Source organism: Undibacterium sp. GrIS 1.2 (assembly GCF_040544435.1).
Classification (GTDB): domain Bacteria; phylum Pseudomonadota; class Gammaproteobacteria; order Burkholderiales; family Burkholderiaceae_D; genus Undibacterium.
This window is the reverse complement of record NZ_JBEONP010000025.1, coordinates 45,636-63,577: the sequence shown is the minus strand read 5'-3', so window position 1 is coordinate 63,577 and position 17,942 is coordinate 45,636. Positions and strand designations below refer to the sequence as shown.

The following is a 17,942-nucleotide window of genomic DNA, read 5'->3' as shown; positions in this document are numbered from 1 at the left end:
ATTAGTGACTTCCTATAGTTTGTTGTTTAGTTAAATGCGCAACGACTCTTTCCATTTTCATGAAGCGAGAACCCTTGATTAAGACCGTACTATGAGGATGGATCAGCGTATCTAAAGTTGCGCATAAAGCGTCAACATCATCAAAATGTTGTGCCCCGCTGCCAAATGCGTCAGCTACATACTTAGCCAGATCACCAAGAGTCAATAAGCTACTAATGCCCGATTCGCGCGCGTAGTTACCGATTTCTTCATGGAATGCAATACCTTCGTCGCCAACCTCACCCATATCACCCAAGACTAAAATATGGTCTTCATTATTTTTGTTGGTTTGCTCCGCAAGTACCGCAATCGCTGCGCGTACTGAGTCCGGATTGGCGTTATAAGTGTCGTCGATAATCGTGGCGCCGTTGTGTGCCTGCTTATTTTGCAGGCGACCATTGACTGGGCTAAACGCTTGCAAACCTAGGGCAATAATATCGTTCGGCACACCAATGCTATGGCAGCAGGCTGCTGCGGCTAAAGCATTGCGTATATTATGAATACCAGCCGCGGCCAGTTTGACGGTAAAACGATTCGCCCCAATACGCATTTGCAATTCGCTGCCAAATGTTTGTGCTACATAAGTTGCACTAACATCGGCATCTTCGCTTAGGCCGAAGCTCACAATTTTTCGCTGTCCGCTCTCTGTAGCGTAGTTGCGCCATAAATCAGAATACATATCATCTGCTGGAAATACTGCGATACCATCAGCCGGAAGTTGGCGTAATACCATACCGTTTTCTTCTGCAACTGCTTGTACAGTTTGCATAAATTCTTGATGCTCGCGCTGGGCATTATTGACCAGCGCAACCATCGCTTGCGCAATAGATGCCAGTACGGCGATCTCGCCAGGATGATTCATCCCTAGTTCAAACACCGCTGTACGATGGGTCTCGGTCAAGCGTAAAACGGTCAGTGGCACACCAATTTCATTGTTTAAATTACCGTTAGTAGCAAGATTATGTTCTGTTCCAACATAGGTATTAAGGATGGATGCGATCATTTCCTTAACCGTAGTTTTACCGTTACTACCCGTAACGGCAATAACAGGCAAGGTAAATTGTTGACGCCAATAACGTCCAATTTCTTGCAAAGCCGTCAGTGTATTTGGCACGATTAGCGCTGGCACTTTGAATTCAGAACCACTCACATCTGCTGGCAAGTGATCTACTACAACTGCTGCGGCACCTTTTGAAACCACATCGTGCAAAAAATCATGTGCATCGAAATGCTCACCACGCAAGGCAATAAATAAATCGCCGGCTTTGACCTTACGGCTATCCGTCGTTAAACCAGTAATTTCAATTTCTAAGCTTGTATTTGCCTGAGACCCAACTGCATGGAGTTGAGAGCCATTAACAGCGGCTTGCAATTGGCGAAGAGTCGCGCGCATCAATTGCCCCTCTTCACATTGCCGCTAGTGGCAACGGTGGCTAATGCTAACGATGCATGTTCTTCATCAGAGAACGGCCATTTTTTACCATTAATATCTTGATAGCTTTCGTGCCCCTTACCCGCTAACAGCACCACATCATTATTACCCGCATGCTTAATCGCAAATAGAATCGCCGCTGCGCGATCCTCTATGACAGGAGGCTTATCACTCATACCCTGCAAAATATGTGCAATGATTTGAGAGGGATTTTCTGTACGTGGATTATCACTAGTAACCACTACATGCTGCGCCTGTTCCGCGATCTTACCCATTTGAGGACGCTTGCCCGGGTCACGATCACCACCACAACCGAATACGCACCATAGTTCGCCATGCCGCTCTAACGCGACTTGCTGCAATGTCTGTATAGTTTTTTCTAAAGCATCAGGAGTATGTGCATAGTCGATGATCACCATGACATGACCTGGCGTACCAAGCTGTTGCATGCGCCCTGGCACTGAAGTCAGTTTTTCAATAACTGAAACGGCCTTACTCCAAACAACTCCCGTCGCTAACAGGACACTAAGTACGCCCAGTATGTTGCTTACATTAAAGCGGCCTATCATTTGTGTTTTTACCAGACCAGAACCATAGGGGGAGTCCACATGAAAGCTGGTACCAGAGTGGTGTGTACGAATATTACTAGCAAAGATAACCGCGGCATCAGGATGCTCTTTATGCTCAATGCTATAAGCTAATACCTGTGTTTTTTGCTGGGTCGTTTTGAGATGTTGTACTAACTGGACGCCATAAGCATCATCCAGATTGAGTACTGCCACGCCCAAATCAGGCCAATCAAACAACATAGTTTTGGCGGCAGCATATGCCGCCATATCACCATGGTAATCAAGGTGATCACGGGTCAAATTGGTTAACAACGCAACGTCAACATGCAGGCCATTTAAACGACCTTGATGCAAACCAATTGAAGATGCTTCGATCGCTAAAGCCTTGGCGCCGGTATCTCGTAAATCGGCAAGACGACGCTGTAATTGAATCGCATCTGGCGTTGTAAAGCCTGTTTCAACCAAATTATGTAGTACGCCATCTTTATAATTGCCAACACCCAAAGTGCCGATAACCGCACTAGGTTTTCCTGTCAAAGACAGGGCTTTTGCCAACCATTGCGAGCAAGATGTTTTGCCATTTGTACCCGTCACCGCAACGGTCAGCATGTCACGATCAGGCTGTGCATACCAGGCATGCGCAATCTCGCCAGCTTTGGCTTGTAGTTGCGGGATTGGTTTGTGCGGCACTGGCCATGCGGTATCCCAAACAAACTCTTCTGCTTCAAAATCGTCTGATTCAAACACCACTGCAGCAGCACCATTAGCAATCGCATCTTGAATATGCCGGCGCCCGTCACCAGAGCTACCAGCGATTGGGAAAGCAAAAAATACATCACCCGCAGCAATCGCGCGCGAATCGGAACTGAGTTGTGAAAGCGGCGTTACAGCAGGAAGCTGTCTTAGCCATTTTAAAATTTCTGTCATGGATTCTTTATGGTCGATCATTACATGCTCTCCTCTACACTATTGTCAGGAATGATGCTGGTGACATTAGAATCGGGGGAAACATTCATAGACCGTAATACATTTGCGGTAATCGCAGCGAATACCGGAGCGGCAACCGTACCGCCAAAGTGGCCGCCGACTGTTGGCTCATCTACCATCACTGCAACAATCACGCGGGGATTAGATACCGGGGCGAAACCAACAAAGTCAGCCACGTATTTAGTGACATAACGACCGCCTTCTATCTTGTAAGCCGTACCAGTTTTACCAGCTACACGATAACCGGCGATACGCGCCTGCGTTGCGGTACCACCAGGCTCCGTTACCGATTCCATCATCAGACGTACTTGTTGTGCCGTTTTTTCTGAAATCACACGATGCGCTACGGGCAATACTTCCGAGCGCTGAAAGGTCAAGGGAATGATGTCGCCGTTACGAGCAAAAATCATGTAGGCACGCGCTATCTGAATTAATGAAACAGAAACGCCATGGCCGTAACTCATCGTCGCCTGTTCGATCGGACGCCAAGTTTTAAAGTTGCGCAAGCGTCCGGCAACTGCACCCGGAAAACCAAATTTTGGCTGCTGCCCAAAACCGACTGTCGTGAACATTTCCCACATCTCTCGTGGCGGCATTTGCAAAGCGATTTTTGCAGTCCCGATATTCGATGATTTTTGTATGACTTGAGCGACGCTCAAAATACCTTCTTTGTGTGCATCATGAATAGTCGCGGTACCGATCGTCATACTGCCAGGCGCAGTCTGAATCTGCGTCTCCGGCGTAACACGTCCAGTCTCTAGCGCCAGTGCAACCGTAAACGGCTTCATCGTCGAACCAGGCTCAAACGTATCGGTCATCACACGATTACGCAATTGCGCACCCGTCAGCACAGAACGATCATTCGGGTTGTAGGAAGGCAGATTGACTAAAGCCAGAACCTCACCCGTTCTGGCATCCAAGACAACCGCACCGCCCGCTTTAGCTTTATGTTTTTCTATCGCTTCTTTTAGATGGGTATAAGCAATGTATTGAATTTTGCTATCAATAGACAAAGTCAAATCCTTGCCATCATGCGGCTCACGAATCGCCTCGATATCTTCAACGATACGACCCAGACGATCTTTGATGACACGACGATTGCCTGTCTTACCAGCCAGATTTTTTTCTGATGCCAGCTCTATTCCCTCTTGGCCTATATCTTCTACATTAGTAAAGCCGACGACATGCGCCATCACTTCACCCTCGGGATAAAAGCGCTTATATTCTTTACGGGTTTCTATACCGGAGATACCAAGTGCAACAATTTTTTCTGCGATATCGGCATCTACCTGCCGTTTGAGGTACACAAATTGACGATCCGAATCTAGTTTTTTACGTAACTCAGCCTCGGTCATTTCTAGCAAACCAGCGAGTTGAAGTAATTTTTCTTTTGGCGCTTCCAACACATCATCAGGAATCGCCCATACGGCTTTGACCGGTACAGAAGATGCCAATACCTGGCCACTTCTGTCAGTAATCCTGCCGCGAGTTGCGGGCAACTCCAAGGTGCGGGTGTAACGACTGGCGCCCTGCCTTTGTAAAAATTCTGTCGTCATCCCTTGCAACCACAGGGCGCGCGCCATCAATGCCAGGAAAGCGATAAATAAGAAAAATAAAACCAAGCGCGAACGCCAGACTGGTAACTTAACAACCAATAATGGGCTAGACGAAAAGGGAACGCCTTTCGCTGCCGCAGTACGTGAACTGCCGGATGAGCGACTCATTTCAGCCCAGCTGCAGTCAGGTATTGTGTACGGTCAGGCGTGACCGGCACCATGTTCAGTTCTTTACTGGCGTTCTCTTCAATCCGTGCATGCTTGCCAAAAGTAGATTGATCCAGTTTTAGCTGCGTCCATTGCAACTCATATTGTCTGGCGGCAGCTTGTGCGCGCTCCAACTCGATAAATAAGCGACGCGCCTGGTACTGGGAATTAATCAAAGACAGTGCACACATCATGAGCACGGCACCCAGCAAAAAATTTAAGCGTCCGCTCATTTTCCACCGCCGGGAATATGTGCAGGCAAACGTTCTGCTACACGCAAAATAGCCGAGCGTGCTCTTGGATTTGCCGTGACTTCTGCATCTGAGGGCTTGATTTTTTTGATCAGCTTCATCTCTGGCTGCGGTAAATCAACAGAGCGAATCGGCAAGCGGCGATCTGGTTGCGGCAAGGTCACTTTGGAGGCAAAAAATTGCTTCACAATGCGGTCTTCCAGCGAATGAAAGCTGATTACAACCATGCGACCGTGAGGTGCCAGGCTGGCGTATGCCCCGGCCAAACCTATTTCAAGATCTTCCAGCTCCTTATTGATGAAAATCCGTATAGCCTGAAAGGTGCGAGTTGCCGGGTCTTTGCCCTTCTCGCGAGTTTTGACGGTGTTTGCGACGATCTCGGCAAGTTGTCGAGTACTTGAAATGGACTGGACCGCCCGGCGAGCAACAATCGCCTTTGCAATCTGAAAAGCAAACCGTTCTTCCCCATAATTTTTTATAACCTCCCTGATTATTTGTTCATCTTCAGTCGCCAGCCACTCCGCTGCGGAGATGCCACGAGTGGTATCCATGCGCATGTCCAGCGGTCCATCTGCCCTAAAACTAAAACCTCGGCTCGCGTCATCCACTTGCGGCGACGAGATGCCTAAATCCATCAAAATCCCATCCACTTGTCGCACACCGCGCTCTTGCAAAGCCTCTTCCATGGTGGCAAAACTGTCGTGTACGATTTCAAAACGGGGATCAATAATTTGCTGCGCACTGGCTATCGCCTGTGTGTCTTTATCAAATGCAATCAGGCGACCGGAGGAATTTAAGTGTTGCAAGATTTTGCGACTATGTCCGCCACGCCCAAAGGTACCGTCAACAATCACAGCTGCGGCGCGTTCGCCAGTCAAGTCCAAGGCCTCAACGGCCTCATCCAGCAACACGGTCTGGTGCTTGTAATCTTCTGCTAAGGTCAAAGTCATTGTGCCGCTCAGAAGGAGAAATTGCTGAGCGCGTCAGGCGCCCCGCTGGCAATGGCTTTGGCTTCGTTCTCGGCGAGGCGGGCAGCATCCCAAATTTCAAAATGGGTGCCCATGCCGAGCAACATCACATCACGCTGCATGTTGACAGCGGTGCGTAATTCAGGCGCTACGAGGATGCGGCCAGCGCCATCCATCTCGACATCAGAGGCATTGCCTAAAAAAATACGCTTCCAATCACGCGCCTGGATCGGCCAGGCAGCAATCTTCTCGCGGTGCGCCTCCCACGTCGGGCGCGGAAAAAGCAGCAAGCAACCATCTGGATGACGGGTTAAAGTGATACGGCCTTCACATTGCAGGCTGAGAGCGTCGCGATGCCGGGCAGGAACTGTCATTCTGCCTTTTGCATCGAGATTGAGTGAGGACGCCCCTTGGAACACGTTGAACCTTTTATCTTGATCAAATTACTGAATTATTCTTTTCAGAAACTTTATTTTCACCACAAAAATACACTTTTTCACACTATTGCCCACTTTAGAGGATCACTTGAAGCGGGTCAAGCGAATTTAAGTATGATTTTTTGAAATTCTTTAATGAAGTCAAGGACTTAGCGCACATACCCAATCTAATGAAAAAGAGAATATTCCAATAAATTAACGACTTACGATGGGTAGTGAAAGTAGCTCCTCACATATACCCATGTGTTTAGCTAAAAATTACGGAAAAAAGAATGTGCACGTTTTAAATGCTGATAAGAAATATCCGAAATTTGGATAAGTGGCATATGAACCGCTGTAGTAGCCAAATTGAACGGTTTTGCAGAAGATGGCGGAAGGTATAAATTGCCAATCCATAAGCCAAGAAAAACGTGGGACACATGACAGCGCGGTCAAAATCAGAAATTTAAGCGCGATTTCTCATGAGGATCTGGCAGAGTCAAAATAATATACTCATATACAGTATATTTAGAGTGTCCAATTAAAACCTGGACAATTGACTGATTTTAAAAAAATTAATGGGGAGTATATTGAGATGATTGCATATTTACTCGTTATTTCAGACGATTATGCGCCGTCTGGCATGTCCGCAGTTGCAAACAAAGACTGAACTACCCGCTAAGGACTGCGGTTTTAGCTAGGTACTTAGTTACATACTTAGTTACATACTTAGTTACATACTTAGTTACATACTTAGTTGCTGATTCGGTTGCTAATTCAGTTGCTGAATCAGTTACTCACTTCAGCGCCGCCTGCGCCTGCTTTTGAAGTAAGGCTAAAAATTCGCTCTCGGGTATCGCTTTACTGAAATAAAAACCTTGATATTCATCGCATCGGCTTTCTTTCAGTTTCTGGAGTTGCAATTCCGTCTCTACGCCTTCTGCAATGACTTTCAGGCTCAGAGTATGTGCCATGGCGACAATCGCCAGCACGATTGCGGTGTCATTTACATCGCCAGGGATGTCTTTGATAAACGAACGATCAATTTTGACGCTATCTACAGGAAAGCGTTTCAGATACGCCAAGGAAGAATAACCAGTACCAAAGTCATCAATCGATAGCGTGAAACCAGCGTCTTTTAAGCCATCCATCAAAACGATCGCTTGATCCCGGTTATGCATTACCATGCTTTCGGTGATTTCAAACTCAATCCAGCTCGGGTGAACGCGCCAGAAATCAACCACGCTCTTAACCTCTTCCAGCAGATGCACATCATTAAATTGCGAGCCAGACAAATTGATGGCGACTCGCCCAAATGAGGCATCCATCGCGCGGAAAGTGAGAATATCGCGGCAGGCGATATCTAACACCAGCATTCCAAGCCGCGCAATTAAACCGGCCTCTTCTGCCAATGTAATGAAGTCTCCCGGGAACAGAATGCCGCGTTCAGGATGATTCCAGCGTACCAGTGCCTCTGCGCCGACGATCTTGCCAGAAATTACATGGACCTTAGGCTGGTAATACACAACAAACTCACGGCGCTCTAGCGCACGCCGCAAGCGCGCCTCAAACGCCAGACGCTCTACCGTGTGCACGTTCATCTCTGAAGCATAGAACTGGTAATTATCCTTGCCTTTGTTTTTGGCTCGATACATCGCAATATCGGCATTTTTCATCAGCGTGGGCGCGTCGCGTCCGTCATCGGGGAAAGTCGCAATACCGATACTGGCACTGAGCTGGCACTCTTGCCCGCGCAATTCAAACGGATTTGATGCCTCTTGCAATAATTTGTCTGCAATGTCGCCCAGATCACGAGGATCGCTAAACTGATCGATCAAGAGAATAAATTCATCGCCACCGACGCGGGCAACGATATCGGATTCACGCAGGCAATCCTTAAAGCGTTGCGAAATATTGCGCAAGACCGTATCGCCCTCGTCATGTCCAAAGGTGTCGTTGATATTTTTAAAGCGATCCAGATCCAAGAAAAACACCGCCAAGCGGCTGCGATTGCGCTCGGCATGCGCCAGGGATTTTGCTAAATGCTGGTTATATAAGAAGCGATTTGGTAAGCCGGTCAACTCATCGTAATGGGCTAGCTTAAGTATTTTGTCTTCTGAGCGACGACCTTCAATTGCGATGCTGGCAATGTCAGTTGTGATGCCGACCAGTCTCAGATCATCATCGCTCAGGGGCGACATGTCAGAGACAAAGATACTGAAGCTGCCGAGCAACTGGCCTTTTTTACCCATAATCGGCCAGGCACCACAGGCATGAAAATCAGACAGACTTTCTATCGAGTTCACAAATTGCATTGAAGCTGCATGTTGAAAATTCCCAATCCATACTGGTCCGGCATTCAAAATTGCTTCACTCCAGACACCATTACCGTAAGTGACTGGCATGCCATTTAACTGAGACTTAACGACCTCTGGGAAATTTTTTCCTACATTCATACCAAAGGAATGCAGTTCATTACTCAGCAATTGAATGCCGCAACGCCATTGGGGTGACATTTTTTCTGCAAACTGACAAATCGACTCCAAGACCGACAACATATCTTCATTGCTAGCAATCAGTTGCAGTAATTGATTTTGCCCCTCGACTAAATGCTCTACATATTTTCGGGAATTAACATTCCGCATCACACAAAAGATTAAATCGTCTGCGCCAATTTCTACCCGGCTCATCGTCACTTCGCTATATTGCAAAATACCCTTACGTTCCACTACCCATTCAAAATGCTGTACTTCGCCGGCAAAGGCGGCATTGGTCAAAGACTCAATTAACTGGTCACGTTGTAACCCGGGCAAATGGCGTACGGCTTGATTTTCTGGCGAGAACCGCCCTGCACGCCGCCCTAATAACTCAGACCGGTCACTGACGCCAAACATGTTTAATGCGGCGAGATTGCAATCGACATACACGTAGTCACGATTAATCAACAAGATCGTATCTTGCGCATCCTGAAATAAGACCCGATAGCGATTCTCACTGGCGCGTAACTCTTCTGCTGATTTACGCAGGCTGCGAAGCTTGGCGATTAATAGAATCACCAACAGCAAAATACAGCCTATCGTCAGCACAGTGAAGATTAGTTTTTGTCGGGACCGGTCATTCCAGTCAGACAAAATGCTGGATAACTCTTTGGCATACACCAATACAATCGGGAAATCGTTCGTTTTCCGATAGGTATAAATCAATTCCTTTGTATTTCCAGCGTCGGCGGCATCGCGAATAAACGGCGCATCTTGTATTGCGCCCTCTACCGTATTTAAACGCACACCGTTGGCGAGCAAAGACTTGGCGACATACTGCGTCAAATAACGCGCATCGTATGGAGCCCTAACATAGATATTGCCCACATCATCATGTAAAGAAATCGCTGCGCTGCCATCTCTGGCCAGGCGCTCATAAAAATCCTGCAAATAATTCAGACCGATATATGCCTGAATCACGCCAAGATAATCGCCACGCTGATTGAAAAAATTTCTGGCTACCGGCAATACCCAGCGCGTCGTATTTTTTAGCATGATCGGCTTACCAGTCACGACCGTGGTGTCCGTCGGATGGCTAAGCAGCTCTTTAACGTAGGGGATATTCCCCATGTTTTGCGTCTCAGCAGGGAATTGGAAAGACGTTACCCACAAGATGCCATTGTGGTCAATCATAGAAAGTGATTGAAGAAAAGGGGAATCCTGGCGCTGGTTGATCAGTATCTTGCGGACTTCCGCCTCATCAAGCTCGGCAGATTCGCTTTGGGTCTGGATTTCTTCTGCGGCAGCGTTAATAGAACGGGTTGCATCATGCAAAATCCGGCTGGCATGCTCTTCTAAAATCCTTACCGCCAAGTAGCTGCTCTCTTGTGCGGAAGCAAGCGTCAATTGCTTGTCTTGCGCAATAGACCACCAAGTTTGCGCCATGATAGCGACCACAATCAGACTCACAAAGACTAAAAAAGCCAGAGTAGGCAGATCATGCCATTGACGATTGCTTGCCTTTCTCTCCATGCGCTACCCTCGTTTGAATGTTCGCCTAGGTACTTGTTGGGCTATGTCGTGACTATTGTCGTTATTTATTATTAGCGGCAGCTATTTACTTATATGAAGACTAAAACAAAATTTCCTCGCGGCAAAGCTAAATCATACACAGCGATGCTATTTCAGCAAATTAAAACTCAGATTACATGCTTTCGCCATTTGGATATGCCTCACATTAATGCCTTAAACATTTGCTGCACGGCTTTATGATTTATTTTAAATGGTGGCGGTTGCAAGTAATTTCGGGCAATTACTTACTTGAGACAAATGCCGATGCCATCAGATACCATCGTTTTAAAGCTGCTTTAAGTGTAACACCGGGGATTTATGAATTGGGTACGCGGAATACTAATTTGATATTTGATCATCTTGAAATAGACAATCGGGGGATAAAAATGAAGCAGGCCGGTAGGCCGGATTCTGTTACGGCACTGCGCATTGCTGCCTCGTGCTATGACAATCATTCCTCTAGGCCGGGGATTGCTCCCAGGCTCAAGCTTTCTACCCGCACGCTCCGCGAGCCGCCTCAACGCGTGCCTATTTGAAATTGCTCCGGGTGGAGGTTACCGCGTTTCACCGTAACTAAATACGCTCGTCTCTGTGGCCCTATTCCTCGTCTTATACCTCGGCTTGCGCTCTGGCTTTCAACGTACGGCCGTTAGCCGTCACCCTGCTCTATGGAGTCCGGACCTTCCTCCCGCTTTGGCTCACACCAAAGCCAGCGATTGTCTGGCCTGCTTCGGGCGCTATTGTAACAGCATGGCGCAATGCAACATCGAAATAGCTGCCTGAAACCACGAGAGGATGCGAATTTCAATGTCAAAAACAGCACGTCAGCGGTGCTTTCTGCTAGCGTATGGTTTTTTCCGAACTGGTCTAATCCTCATGCTCAAATCTCGCTCTGGTGGTCAATTGGTGGTAGATGCTTTGCAAGTACACGGCGTGGATACTATTTTTGGAGTGCCGGGCGAAAGCTATTTGCCAGTGCTGGACGCGCTGCATGACAGCCCGATTCGCTTCATCATCAATCGTCAGGAAGGCGGTGCCGCCTTTATGGCCGACGCTTACGGCAAGATGACCGGACGCCCGGGTATTTGTTTTGTGACGCGTGGCCCTGGCGCGACCAATGCATCGATTGGCGTACATACGGCTTATCAAGATTCTACGCCGATGATTTTATTTGTTGGCCAGGTGGGCAATGATTTTGTCGAGCGCGAGGCGTTTCAGGAAATCGACTATCGTCGTATGTATGGTCCGATGGCAAAATGGGTAGCGCAAATTGACCGTGCAGATCGTATTCCCGAATACATTGCCCGCGCTTTTCAGGTTGCTACCAGTGGTCGCCCGGGACCAGTCGTATTGGCGTTGCCTGAGGATTGTTTATCCGCGATGGCGGAAGTCGCGGATACCCGCCACTACACACCGATACAGGCGTCAGCGTCTGAAACCCAATTAGCACAGTTCCGACGCTTGCTGTCAGCGGCTCAGCGTCCGGTGGTGATCTTGGGTGGCAGCGGTTGGGATCAGCAAGCATGCGACAACATCACTAGCTTTGCCACTAGCCATGACTTGCCGATGACATGCGCTTTCCGTTTTCAGGATTTGATGGACAATGCGCATCCCAATTATGCGGGCGACGTCGGCATAGGCATCAATCCTAAGCTGGCAAAGCGGATACAAGAGGCGGATCTCGTCATCGCCATCGGACCACGCTTAGGAGAAATGACCACCAGTGGCTACACGTTGTTAGAAGCGCCGATCCCGCGTCAAAAACTGATCCATATTCATAGCGACGCACTAGAGCTGGGACGCGTGTATCAAGCTGATTTAATGATCAATAGCGGCATGAAAGAGATCGCCGAGTGTCTGGCAGAAATGGCGGCACTCGATGCCAGCGCCTGGCAAGGTACCGCAGCGGCGGCACGTGCGGAACTCCTTGCATGGCAACAAGAACCAGCTATTTTTAAAAACGAGCAAGCGCCGCTCAACCTCTGGCAAGTGGTACAGGATATTATGCAAAATACGCCTGCCGATACCATCATGACAAACGGTGCTGGCAACTACGCCACTTGGGCGCATCGCTACTTCCGATACGGTGGCTGGCGTACACAGCTGGCGCCGACATCGGGGGCGATGGGTTACAGCGTCCCGTCAGGTGTGGCGGCCAAAATCATCGCACCAGAGCGCACTGTCATCACTTTTGCCGGCGATGGCGAATATCTGATGAACGGACAAGAACTCGCCACCGCCGTCCAATACCAGGCTGGCGTGATCATTATTGTCTTCAACAATGGCATGTTTGGCACCATCCGTATGCATCAGGAAAAAAACTTCCCAAACCGCGTCTCCGGTACTGAATTACACAACCCAGATTTTGCAGCACTGGCACGTGCCTATGGAGCAAGCGGTGAGGTCGTCAGCAACACAGCAGAGTTTGCCCCTGCCCTGCAACGCGCACTGGCGCATACGCAGACCAATCATTTACCTGCATTGATTGAATTACGTTACGACGGCAACCTGATCACACCGGGAATGAGCCTGGCGCAAATGCGACAAGCCGCCTTGGATGCACAATCAAAGCCGGCTTAAATAGTTTATTAAAAATTTCATTCGTCCCTCAATGAACGTACAAGACTTTGCACAGCAAATTGGTATCAGTCCACACACCGTCCGCTATTACGAAAAAATCGGCTTACTACCCGATGTAAGGCGGACGGCAAGCGGGCATCGTGATTTTTGTGAGCACGATATTGCGTGGATGGATTTTATTCTTCGCCTCAAAAATACGGGCATGCCGCTGGCGGAAATTTTGGTCTATTCCGGTCTGCGGTCACAAGGCGCCAAAACTCTGGAACAACGGCAACAGATGCTGCAAACCCATGCACAACAACTGGCGACACATATACAGCTCCAGCAAGAGTGCTTCAGACTACTGCAAGAAAAAATTTCCTGGTATCAGAACGAAATTGGCGGCGCTGCTATCAAGAAAGTCGCCAGTCAAGTCTCGACGAAAAAATAGCGATTGACTGAGAGTCAACTCTAAGCTTTACGCTACTGTTTTCCAACCCAATCAGGAGAACAGTGTGTCAACAATTGTCGATCAAATCTCAGCTCAAACTACAGAACCAGCTACTCAAGAATCCAGATATCAGCGCGGCCTCAAAAAGCTCGCAGAGATTGACGGTGAGGCCGGGCAAAAAGTCATCGACTCCCTCAGCGACATCGCACCTGATCTGGCGCGGTATACCATCGAATTCCCATTTGGTGATATCTACTCGCGTCCCGGCTTAGATTTAAAAAGCAGAGAAATCGCTACGGTTGCCGCGCTGACTGCCATGGGCAACTGTCAGCCACAATTAAAAGTCCACATCCACGGCGCACTCAATGTGGGTTGCAGCAAGGAAGAAATTATCGAGATCATTACGCAGATGGCGGTATATGCTGGTTTTCCTGCTGCGTTGAACGGGGCATTTGCAGCCAAAGAAGTGTTTGCGGAGCGGGAGAAATAAAGCTCAGTTTATAAATACAGATTGAAAGAAATACTTAAAAGTAAAACTCCACTTAGCGATTTACAGGGGTAAAAAGCGAGGCCGCTTTTGTTTACCAAGGAGATCAATACTTCAACATCGTCTGCAAAGGCAACAGCATGATATCAGTCGCTAATACAATCGGCTCGACCGAATGACGTCTTGAAGTCGTACTGAAAAATATACTCAACTCACCACGTGCCATACAATTTTTTTGATTTAACTAGGGTCGGTTAACATTTAATCATAAATGCTCCCACTAAAACGCAGGGTTGAAAAGGGCGTATAGCCTCTTAAGGAGAAGCCTAATGCCTCAGCAATGGCATAACGCAGTCCATCGTGCATTTTGCATGAACCCTCCGGGAATGCCCCTTATATTGGACATAAAAAGCATATGGCGTTATTGCAAATGGCGTAAAGCGATGATACTGCCGCGCAACTTGCGCCTAGCACTTTGCTTACCCAGAGTCATTCGCACCCCGATTTAAACGTTCACAGACTCTAGGACTGACGTAAAAAATTTAAACCAATCATTTATTGCTTTTAGTACGTCGCTCCAAATCATTGTTCATGTCAGTAACTCTAAAATCCTTGTACTCTAAGCTTAGCGAAATTCGCCGAGCTTAAATTAAGCTCTAATACTATCAATTAGTTTGGCACTTTATTCATTAATGTCCAATACATACCCGCTTGCGCAACTACCGTCATAAATGCATCAAAGCCGACCGGCTTTACCAGATAACTATTTACCCCCAACTGATAAGCCTCTGTTACATCAGTACCCTCTGCGGAAGATGTGAGAATAACGACCGGAATTTTTCTTGTATTTTCATCTGATTTCAGTTGTTGCAAAACTTCAATACCACCCATCTTTGGCATTTTAATATCTAGCAAAATCAGTTTTGGATGTCCGTTACTGCGTTGACTATAACTACCTCGGCAATAAATAAAATCAATTGCTTCAACGCCATCTCTGACCCATGTCAGTTTGTTGCCCAGATTATGCTTACTCAAAGCTCTGATCGTCATTTCCGCGTCTGCTTCGCTATCTTCTACCAACAAAATATCAACCACTTCCAGATTACTCATTTGGCTCTCCTATTGGTAGTGTGAAAAAAAATGTTGCGCCCTCATTGATTTTTGATTCTGCCCAAATCCGTCCGCCATGACGCAACAAAACGCGCTGCGCAATTGCAAGACCAACGCCAGTACCGCTAATCTCATTGTTATGATGCAAGCGCTGAAAAACTCCAAATAACTTATTGTAGTAGTCCATACTAAAACCGACGCCGTTGTCCTGCACCGAATACACCACCTCATGCTGATCAACATTCACGCTAGCGCTAATTTTTATTACCGCCTGTTCTACCTTGCTACTGTATTTGATGGCATTCGATAATAAATTAATCCACACCTGTTTTAGCAATGAGCGATCAGCCTTAGCACCGGGCAAATCTAGCAGCTGAATATCCGCTTTTTTGAACGCCGCGTTTTGTGCTGAGTCTTGTGAAATTTCTTGCATAACTTCTTTGACTAATAGCGTCATCTCAAGATGATTTTTACTAATATTTTGACGACCCAATCTTGAGAACGTCAATAAGTCGTCAATCAAATGTCCCATGCGTTGGCTATTACTGCGTATCACGGATAAATAGCGGGCACCATCTTTATCCAACTTGCCAGCATAATCTTCTTCCAACATCAGACCAAAACCATCTATTGCTCGCAAAGGTGCACGCAAATCATGCGATATTGAATAACTAAAACTCTCCAGCTCGGCAGTACGTTCACCAATACGCTGCTCTAATGTCGCATTCATCCCAGCTAAATCATTGTTAGCACGCGCCAGTTCCTGGGTACGTTCATGTACATTGTGCTCAAGCTCGATATTGGCTTTTTGCAATGCCACCTCTAATAACGAGCGTTGCTCGTTTTGACGTTTTAACAGATTGAACGCCAATAACAACATTACAAAGCCAAGCATATTCCCTACAACAATCACGATGATAGTGCTGGAAGTACTTTGCTCTGACTCAGCCTTTCTTTTATCCAGCAACTGATTCTCTGTGGTGATAAATTCTTCTACCAAACGATCAAACGACGCAGTCTCCAGACCGGCCATATTTAAAGATAAGTTAATTTGATCGGACGGCATGATCTCGTCAATTGCCTCCAAGCGTTGCTCAACAAGACGTTTAATATTTTTAACCCGGTCTTGTTGAGGAGGATTATCTATAGTCATGCCAATTAGAAAACTTAATTGATTACGAATTTCATTCGCGAGAAACTCAAAGTCCTTACGCTCTGATACCAGGTGCATCTTTAAATACGACGCTACCATTTTATCTGCAGAAAGTTGGACTTCGTAGGTATGCTCAACCCAGTTATTGCGGGCATCTAATGAGCGGATACTTCCGTAAGAAACTAGCATCATCGTCACAAATAAAGTGACGGCTACGCCTAAAAATGAATAAATTCCAGCCTCACCTTTTAAGCGCAAATCCTGGCTCGCATCCAAGTTGTTTTTATTAAATTGCAGTCGTTCAACAATCAATGCGCTCGCAAACAAAGCGACACCAAATCCGGTCATTAATGCCATACGAGAAAAACCGTACCAGTTGTACGCCAAATCGAGTAAAAGTAATGCACCGACGATACCCAGCGCACTGATCGACAGCATGACAGCAGCAAGCGCATAAGGCATTATTTGAAAATAGGGTTTTGCTCTGAGTAAGGCAATACTTCCCATCAGCATTGCCAACGCGGTATTCGGAGCCATACGACCAGGATGCGGATTAGTGTCCTTCAACCAAGTATGAAATGCAATAAAATCGACGCCAGAAAAACTAGGGAAGAAATTCTCAAGCAACATCAAGCCAGCGATGATGGATATGCCGCAAGCAGCGACAAAGCGAATTATTTTAGAATAATGGGAAGAAAATACGGCAGACGTTAAAGCGATGCCGGCGAGCATAAAACACACTGCGGTTGCAGAGACCATCGCCTTACCGCCAGCCGAAAAATAGAGCAGCGCAGGTTGCTTTAAAAGCCAACCCAACATCACTGTTGCACCACCAATGAATAAGATGACGCCAATCAAGCTTGGATAATATGAACGTGCCATACGCGACTCCACTCAATTCTTCAGGCTTAGAAACCTGATGAAAAGTAGAGTAGCAGAAAAATTAAGAATTGGCTAAAAAACAAGGGTAAAGCGAGAACTAATCGCAAATATCCGTTCTGGAAAACGCTTCGACTTAATAGCGCTATTGAGTACGATTACGTATTATTAAGCGCTATATTTTTCCGTCATCTCCGTTAATATCAGATCCAGCGCCACATCATGCGCTGAAGCAATAAATTCTGTCTTTGCCAACGCGTAGGCAACACCTATCGTTTTGGGTCTTGGTGTTAGCGCCAAAGTTCGGTCATAAAATCCACCGCCATAACCAAGCCGAAAATGCTGACTATTAAATCCGACACACGGGATTAGCAACACTTGCGGCTGCAAGAATTGCCAGGGTTCTTCAGGAATGGCGATACCGTAGTCATCTTGCCCCATTGCATCTCCTGGCTGCCAGGCCGCAAATGATAGAGGCTTATCTTTGGCGACTACAACGGGCAAGGCAAGCTGAATACCTAAATTATGCAATTGGGCATAACAAGCGCATAAATCTGGCTCTGCCTGAATCGGCCAGTAAACACCGAGACTAGCGGGTTGATATTGACGACACCAAGCCAAAACTTGTTGAGACAAATGTAAATCCCATTGCTGTCTGTCATCCAGACTGGCGGAGTGGCGTTGATCTAGCAAGCGTTTGCGCAAACCACTGCGCGATTCGCCATGAAATTGATCAACCATGACCAGTCAATCCCGTTTTAGAGTTTTGTAATCGAAGGCTTGCGAGCTGAGTGGGCTGTGTCATACTGTCTTAAACGTCAAGATGGAA

The 17,942-nt window shown here is 47.1% G+C and carries 13 protein-coding genes and 1 other RNA gene; 3 read left to right on the top strand and 11 right to left on the bottom strand.

Annotated elements, in window-relative coordinates:
* Window position 1: 1 nt before the first annotated feature.
* The 8 genes from AAKU61_RS12475 to rnpB form a co-directional block, all read right to left on the bottom strand.
* A complete protein-coding gene (locus AAKU61_RS12475; RefSeq protein WP_354332664.1) occupies window positions 2–1,432 on the bottom strand; it encodes a UDP-N-acetylmuramoyl-tripeptide--D-alanyl-D-alanine ligase in 1,431 nt (476 codons plus the stop codon).
* Entirely contained in the window at window positions 1,432–2,988 is a 1,557-nt protein-coding gene (locus AAKU61_RS12470) for a UDP-N-acetylmuramoyl-L-alanyl-D-glutamate--2,6-diaminopimelate ligase (RefSeq protein ID WP_354332662.1), read from the bottom strand. Before AAKU61_RS12470 ends, AAKU61_RS12475 begins: the two co-directional genes overlap by 1 nt.
* Window positions 2,988–4,751: a peptidoglycan D,D-transpeptidase FtsI family protein gene (locus tag AAKU61_RS12465; RefSeq protein ID WP_354332660.1), complete on the bottom strand. Its 1,764-nt coding sequence runs from the start codon at window positions 4,749–4,751 to the stop codon at window positions 2,988–2,990. The genes AAKU61_RS12470 and AAKU61_RS12465 overlap by 1 nt, the downstream gene beginning before the upstream one ends.
* Window positions 4,748–5,023, bottom strand: coding sequence for a cell division protein FtsL (gene ftsL / locus AAKU61_RS12460; RefSeq protein WP_322121234.1), 276 nt, complete (start codon window positions 5,021–5,023; stop codon window positions 4,748–4,750). The genes AAKU61_RS12465 and ftsL overlap by 4 nt, the downstream gene beginning before the upstream one ends.
* Window positions 5,020–5,991, bottom strand: a complete 972-nt coding sequence (gene rsmH, locus AAKU61_RS12455) for a 16S rRNA (cytosine(1402)-N(4))-methyltransferase RsmH (RefSeq protein WP_354332658.1) — start codon at window positions 5,989–5,991, stop codon at window positions 5,020–5,022. Before rsmH ends, ftsL begins: the two co-directional genes overlap by 4 nt.
* Before the next feature lie 8 nt (window positions 5,992–5,999).
* A complete protein-coding gene (gene mraZ / locus AAKU61_RS12450; protein ID WP_354332656.1) occupies window positions 6,000–6,428 on the bottom strand; it encodes a division/cell wall cluster transcriptional repressor MraZ in 429 nt (142 codons plus the stop codon).
* A 794-nt stretch (window positions 6,429–7,222) separates the two neighbouring features.
* Window positions 7,223–10,435 carry an EAL domain-containing protein gene (locus AAKU61_RS12445; RefSeq protein WP_354332655.1) on the bottom strand — a complete coding sequence of 1,071 codons (3,213 nt, stop codon included), beginning with the start codon at window positions 10,433–10,435 and terminating at the stop codon, window positions 7,223–7,225.
* 423 nt (window positions 10,436–10,858) lie between these two features.
* Window positions 10,859–11,206, bottom strand: an RNA gene (rnpB, locus tag AAKU61_RS12440) — RNase P RNA component class A.
* Window positions 11,207–11,350: 144 nt separating this feature from the next.
* Between rnpB and AAKU61_RS12435 the strand changes: the two genes are divergently transcribed.
* From AAKU61_RS12435 to AAKU61_RS12425, 3 genes are all read left to right on the top strand, one after another.
* Window positions 11,351–13,054, top strand: a complete 1,704-nt coding sequence (locus AAKU61_RS12435) for a thiamine pyrophosphate-binding protein (protein ID WP_354332653.1) — start codon at window positions 11,351–11,353, stop codon at window positions 13,052–13,054.
* Window positions 13,055–13,085: 31 nt separating this feature from the next.
* Window positions 13,086–13,484 (top strand): MerR family transcriptional regulator, encoded by a 399-nt coding sequence (locus tag AAKU61_RS12430; RefSeq protein WP_354332651.1) that lies wholly within the window; start codon window positions 13,086–13,088, stop codon window positions 13,482–13,484.
* A 64-nt stretch (window positions 13,485–13,548) separates the two neighbouring features.
* Window positions 13,549–13,974: a carboxymuconolactone decarboxylase family protein gene (locus tag AAKU61_RS12425; protein WP_354332649.1), complete on the top strand. Its 426-nt coding sequence runs from the start codon at window positions 13,549–13,551 to the stop codon at window positions 13,972–13,974.
* A gap of 666 nt (window positions 13,975–14,640) precedes the next feature.
* Here AAKU61_RS12425 and AAKU61_RS12420 read toward each other — a convergent pair.
* The 3 genes from AAKU61_RS12420 to AAKU61_RS12410 all read right to left on the bottom strand — a co-directional run bounded on the left by AAKU61_RS12420 (window position 14,641) and on the right by AAKU61_RS12410 (window position 17,854).
* Window positions 14,641–15,081: a response regulator gene (locus AAKU61_RS12420; RefSeq protein ID WP_354332647.1), complete on the bottom strand. Its 441-nt coding sequence runs from the start codon at window positions 15,079–15,081 to the stop codon at window positions 14,641–14,643.
* Window positions 15,074–17,116: a sensor histidine kinase gene (locus tag AAKU61_RS12415; RefSeq protein WP_354332645.1), complete on the bottom strand. Its 2,043-nt coding sequence runs from the start codon at window positions 17,114–17,116 to the stop codon at window positions 15,074–15,076. The genes AAKU61_RS12420 and AAKU61_RS12415 overlap by 8 nt, the downstream gene beginning before the upstream one ends.
* A 165-nt stretch (window positions 17,117–17,281) precedes the next feature.
* Window positions 17,282–17,854, bottom strand: coding sequence for a 5-formyltetrahydrofolate cyclo-ligase (locus AAKU61_RS12410; RefSeq protein WP_354332643.1), 573 nt, complete (start codon window positions 17,852–17,854; stop codon window positions 17,282–17,284).
* Between the last annotated feature and the right edge of the window lie 88 nt (window positions 17,855–17,942).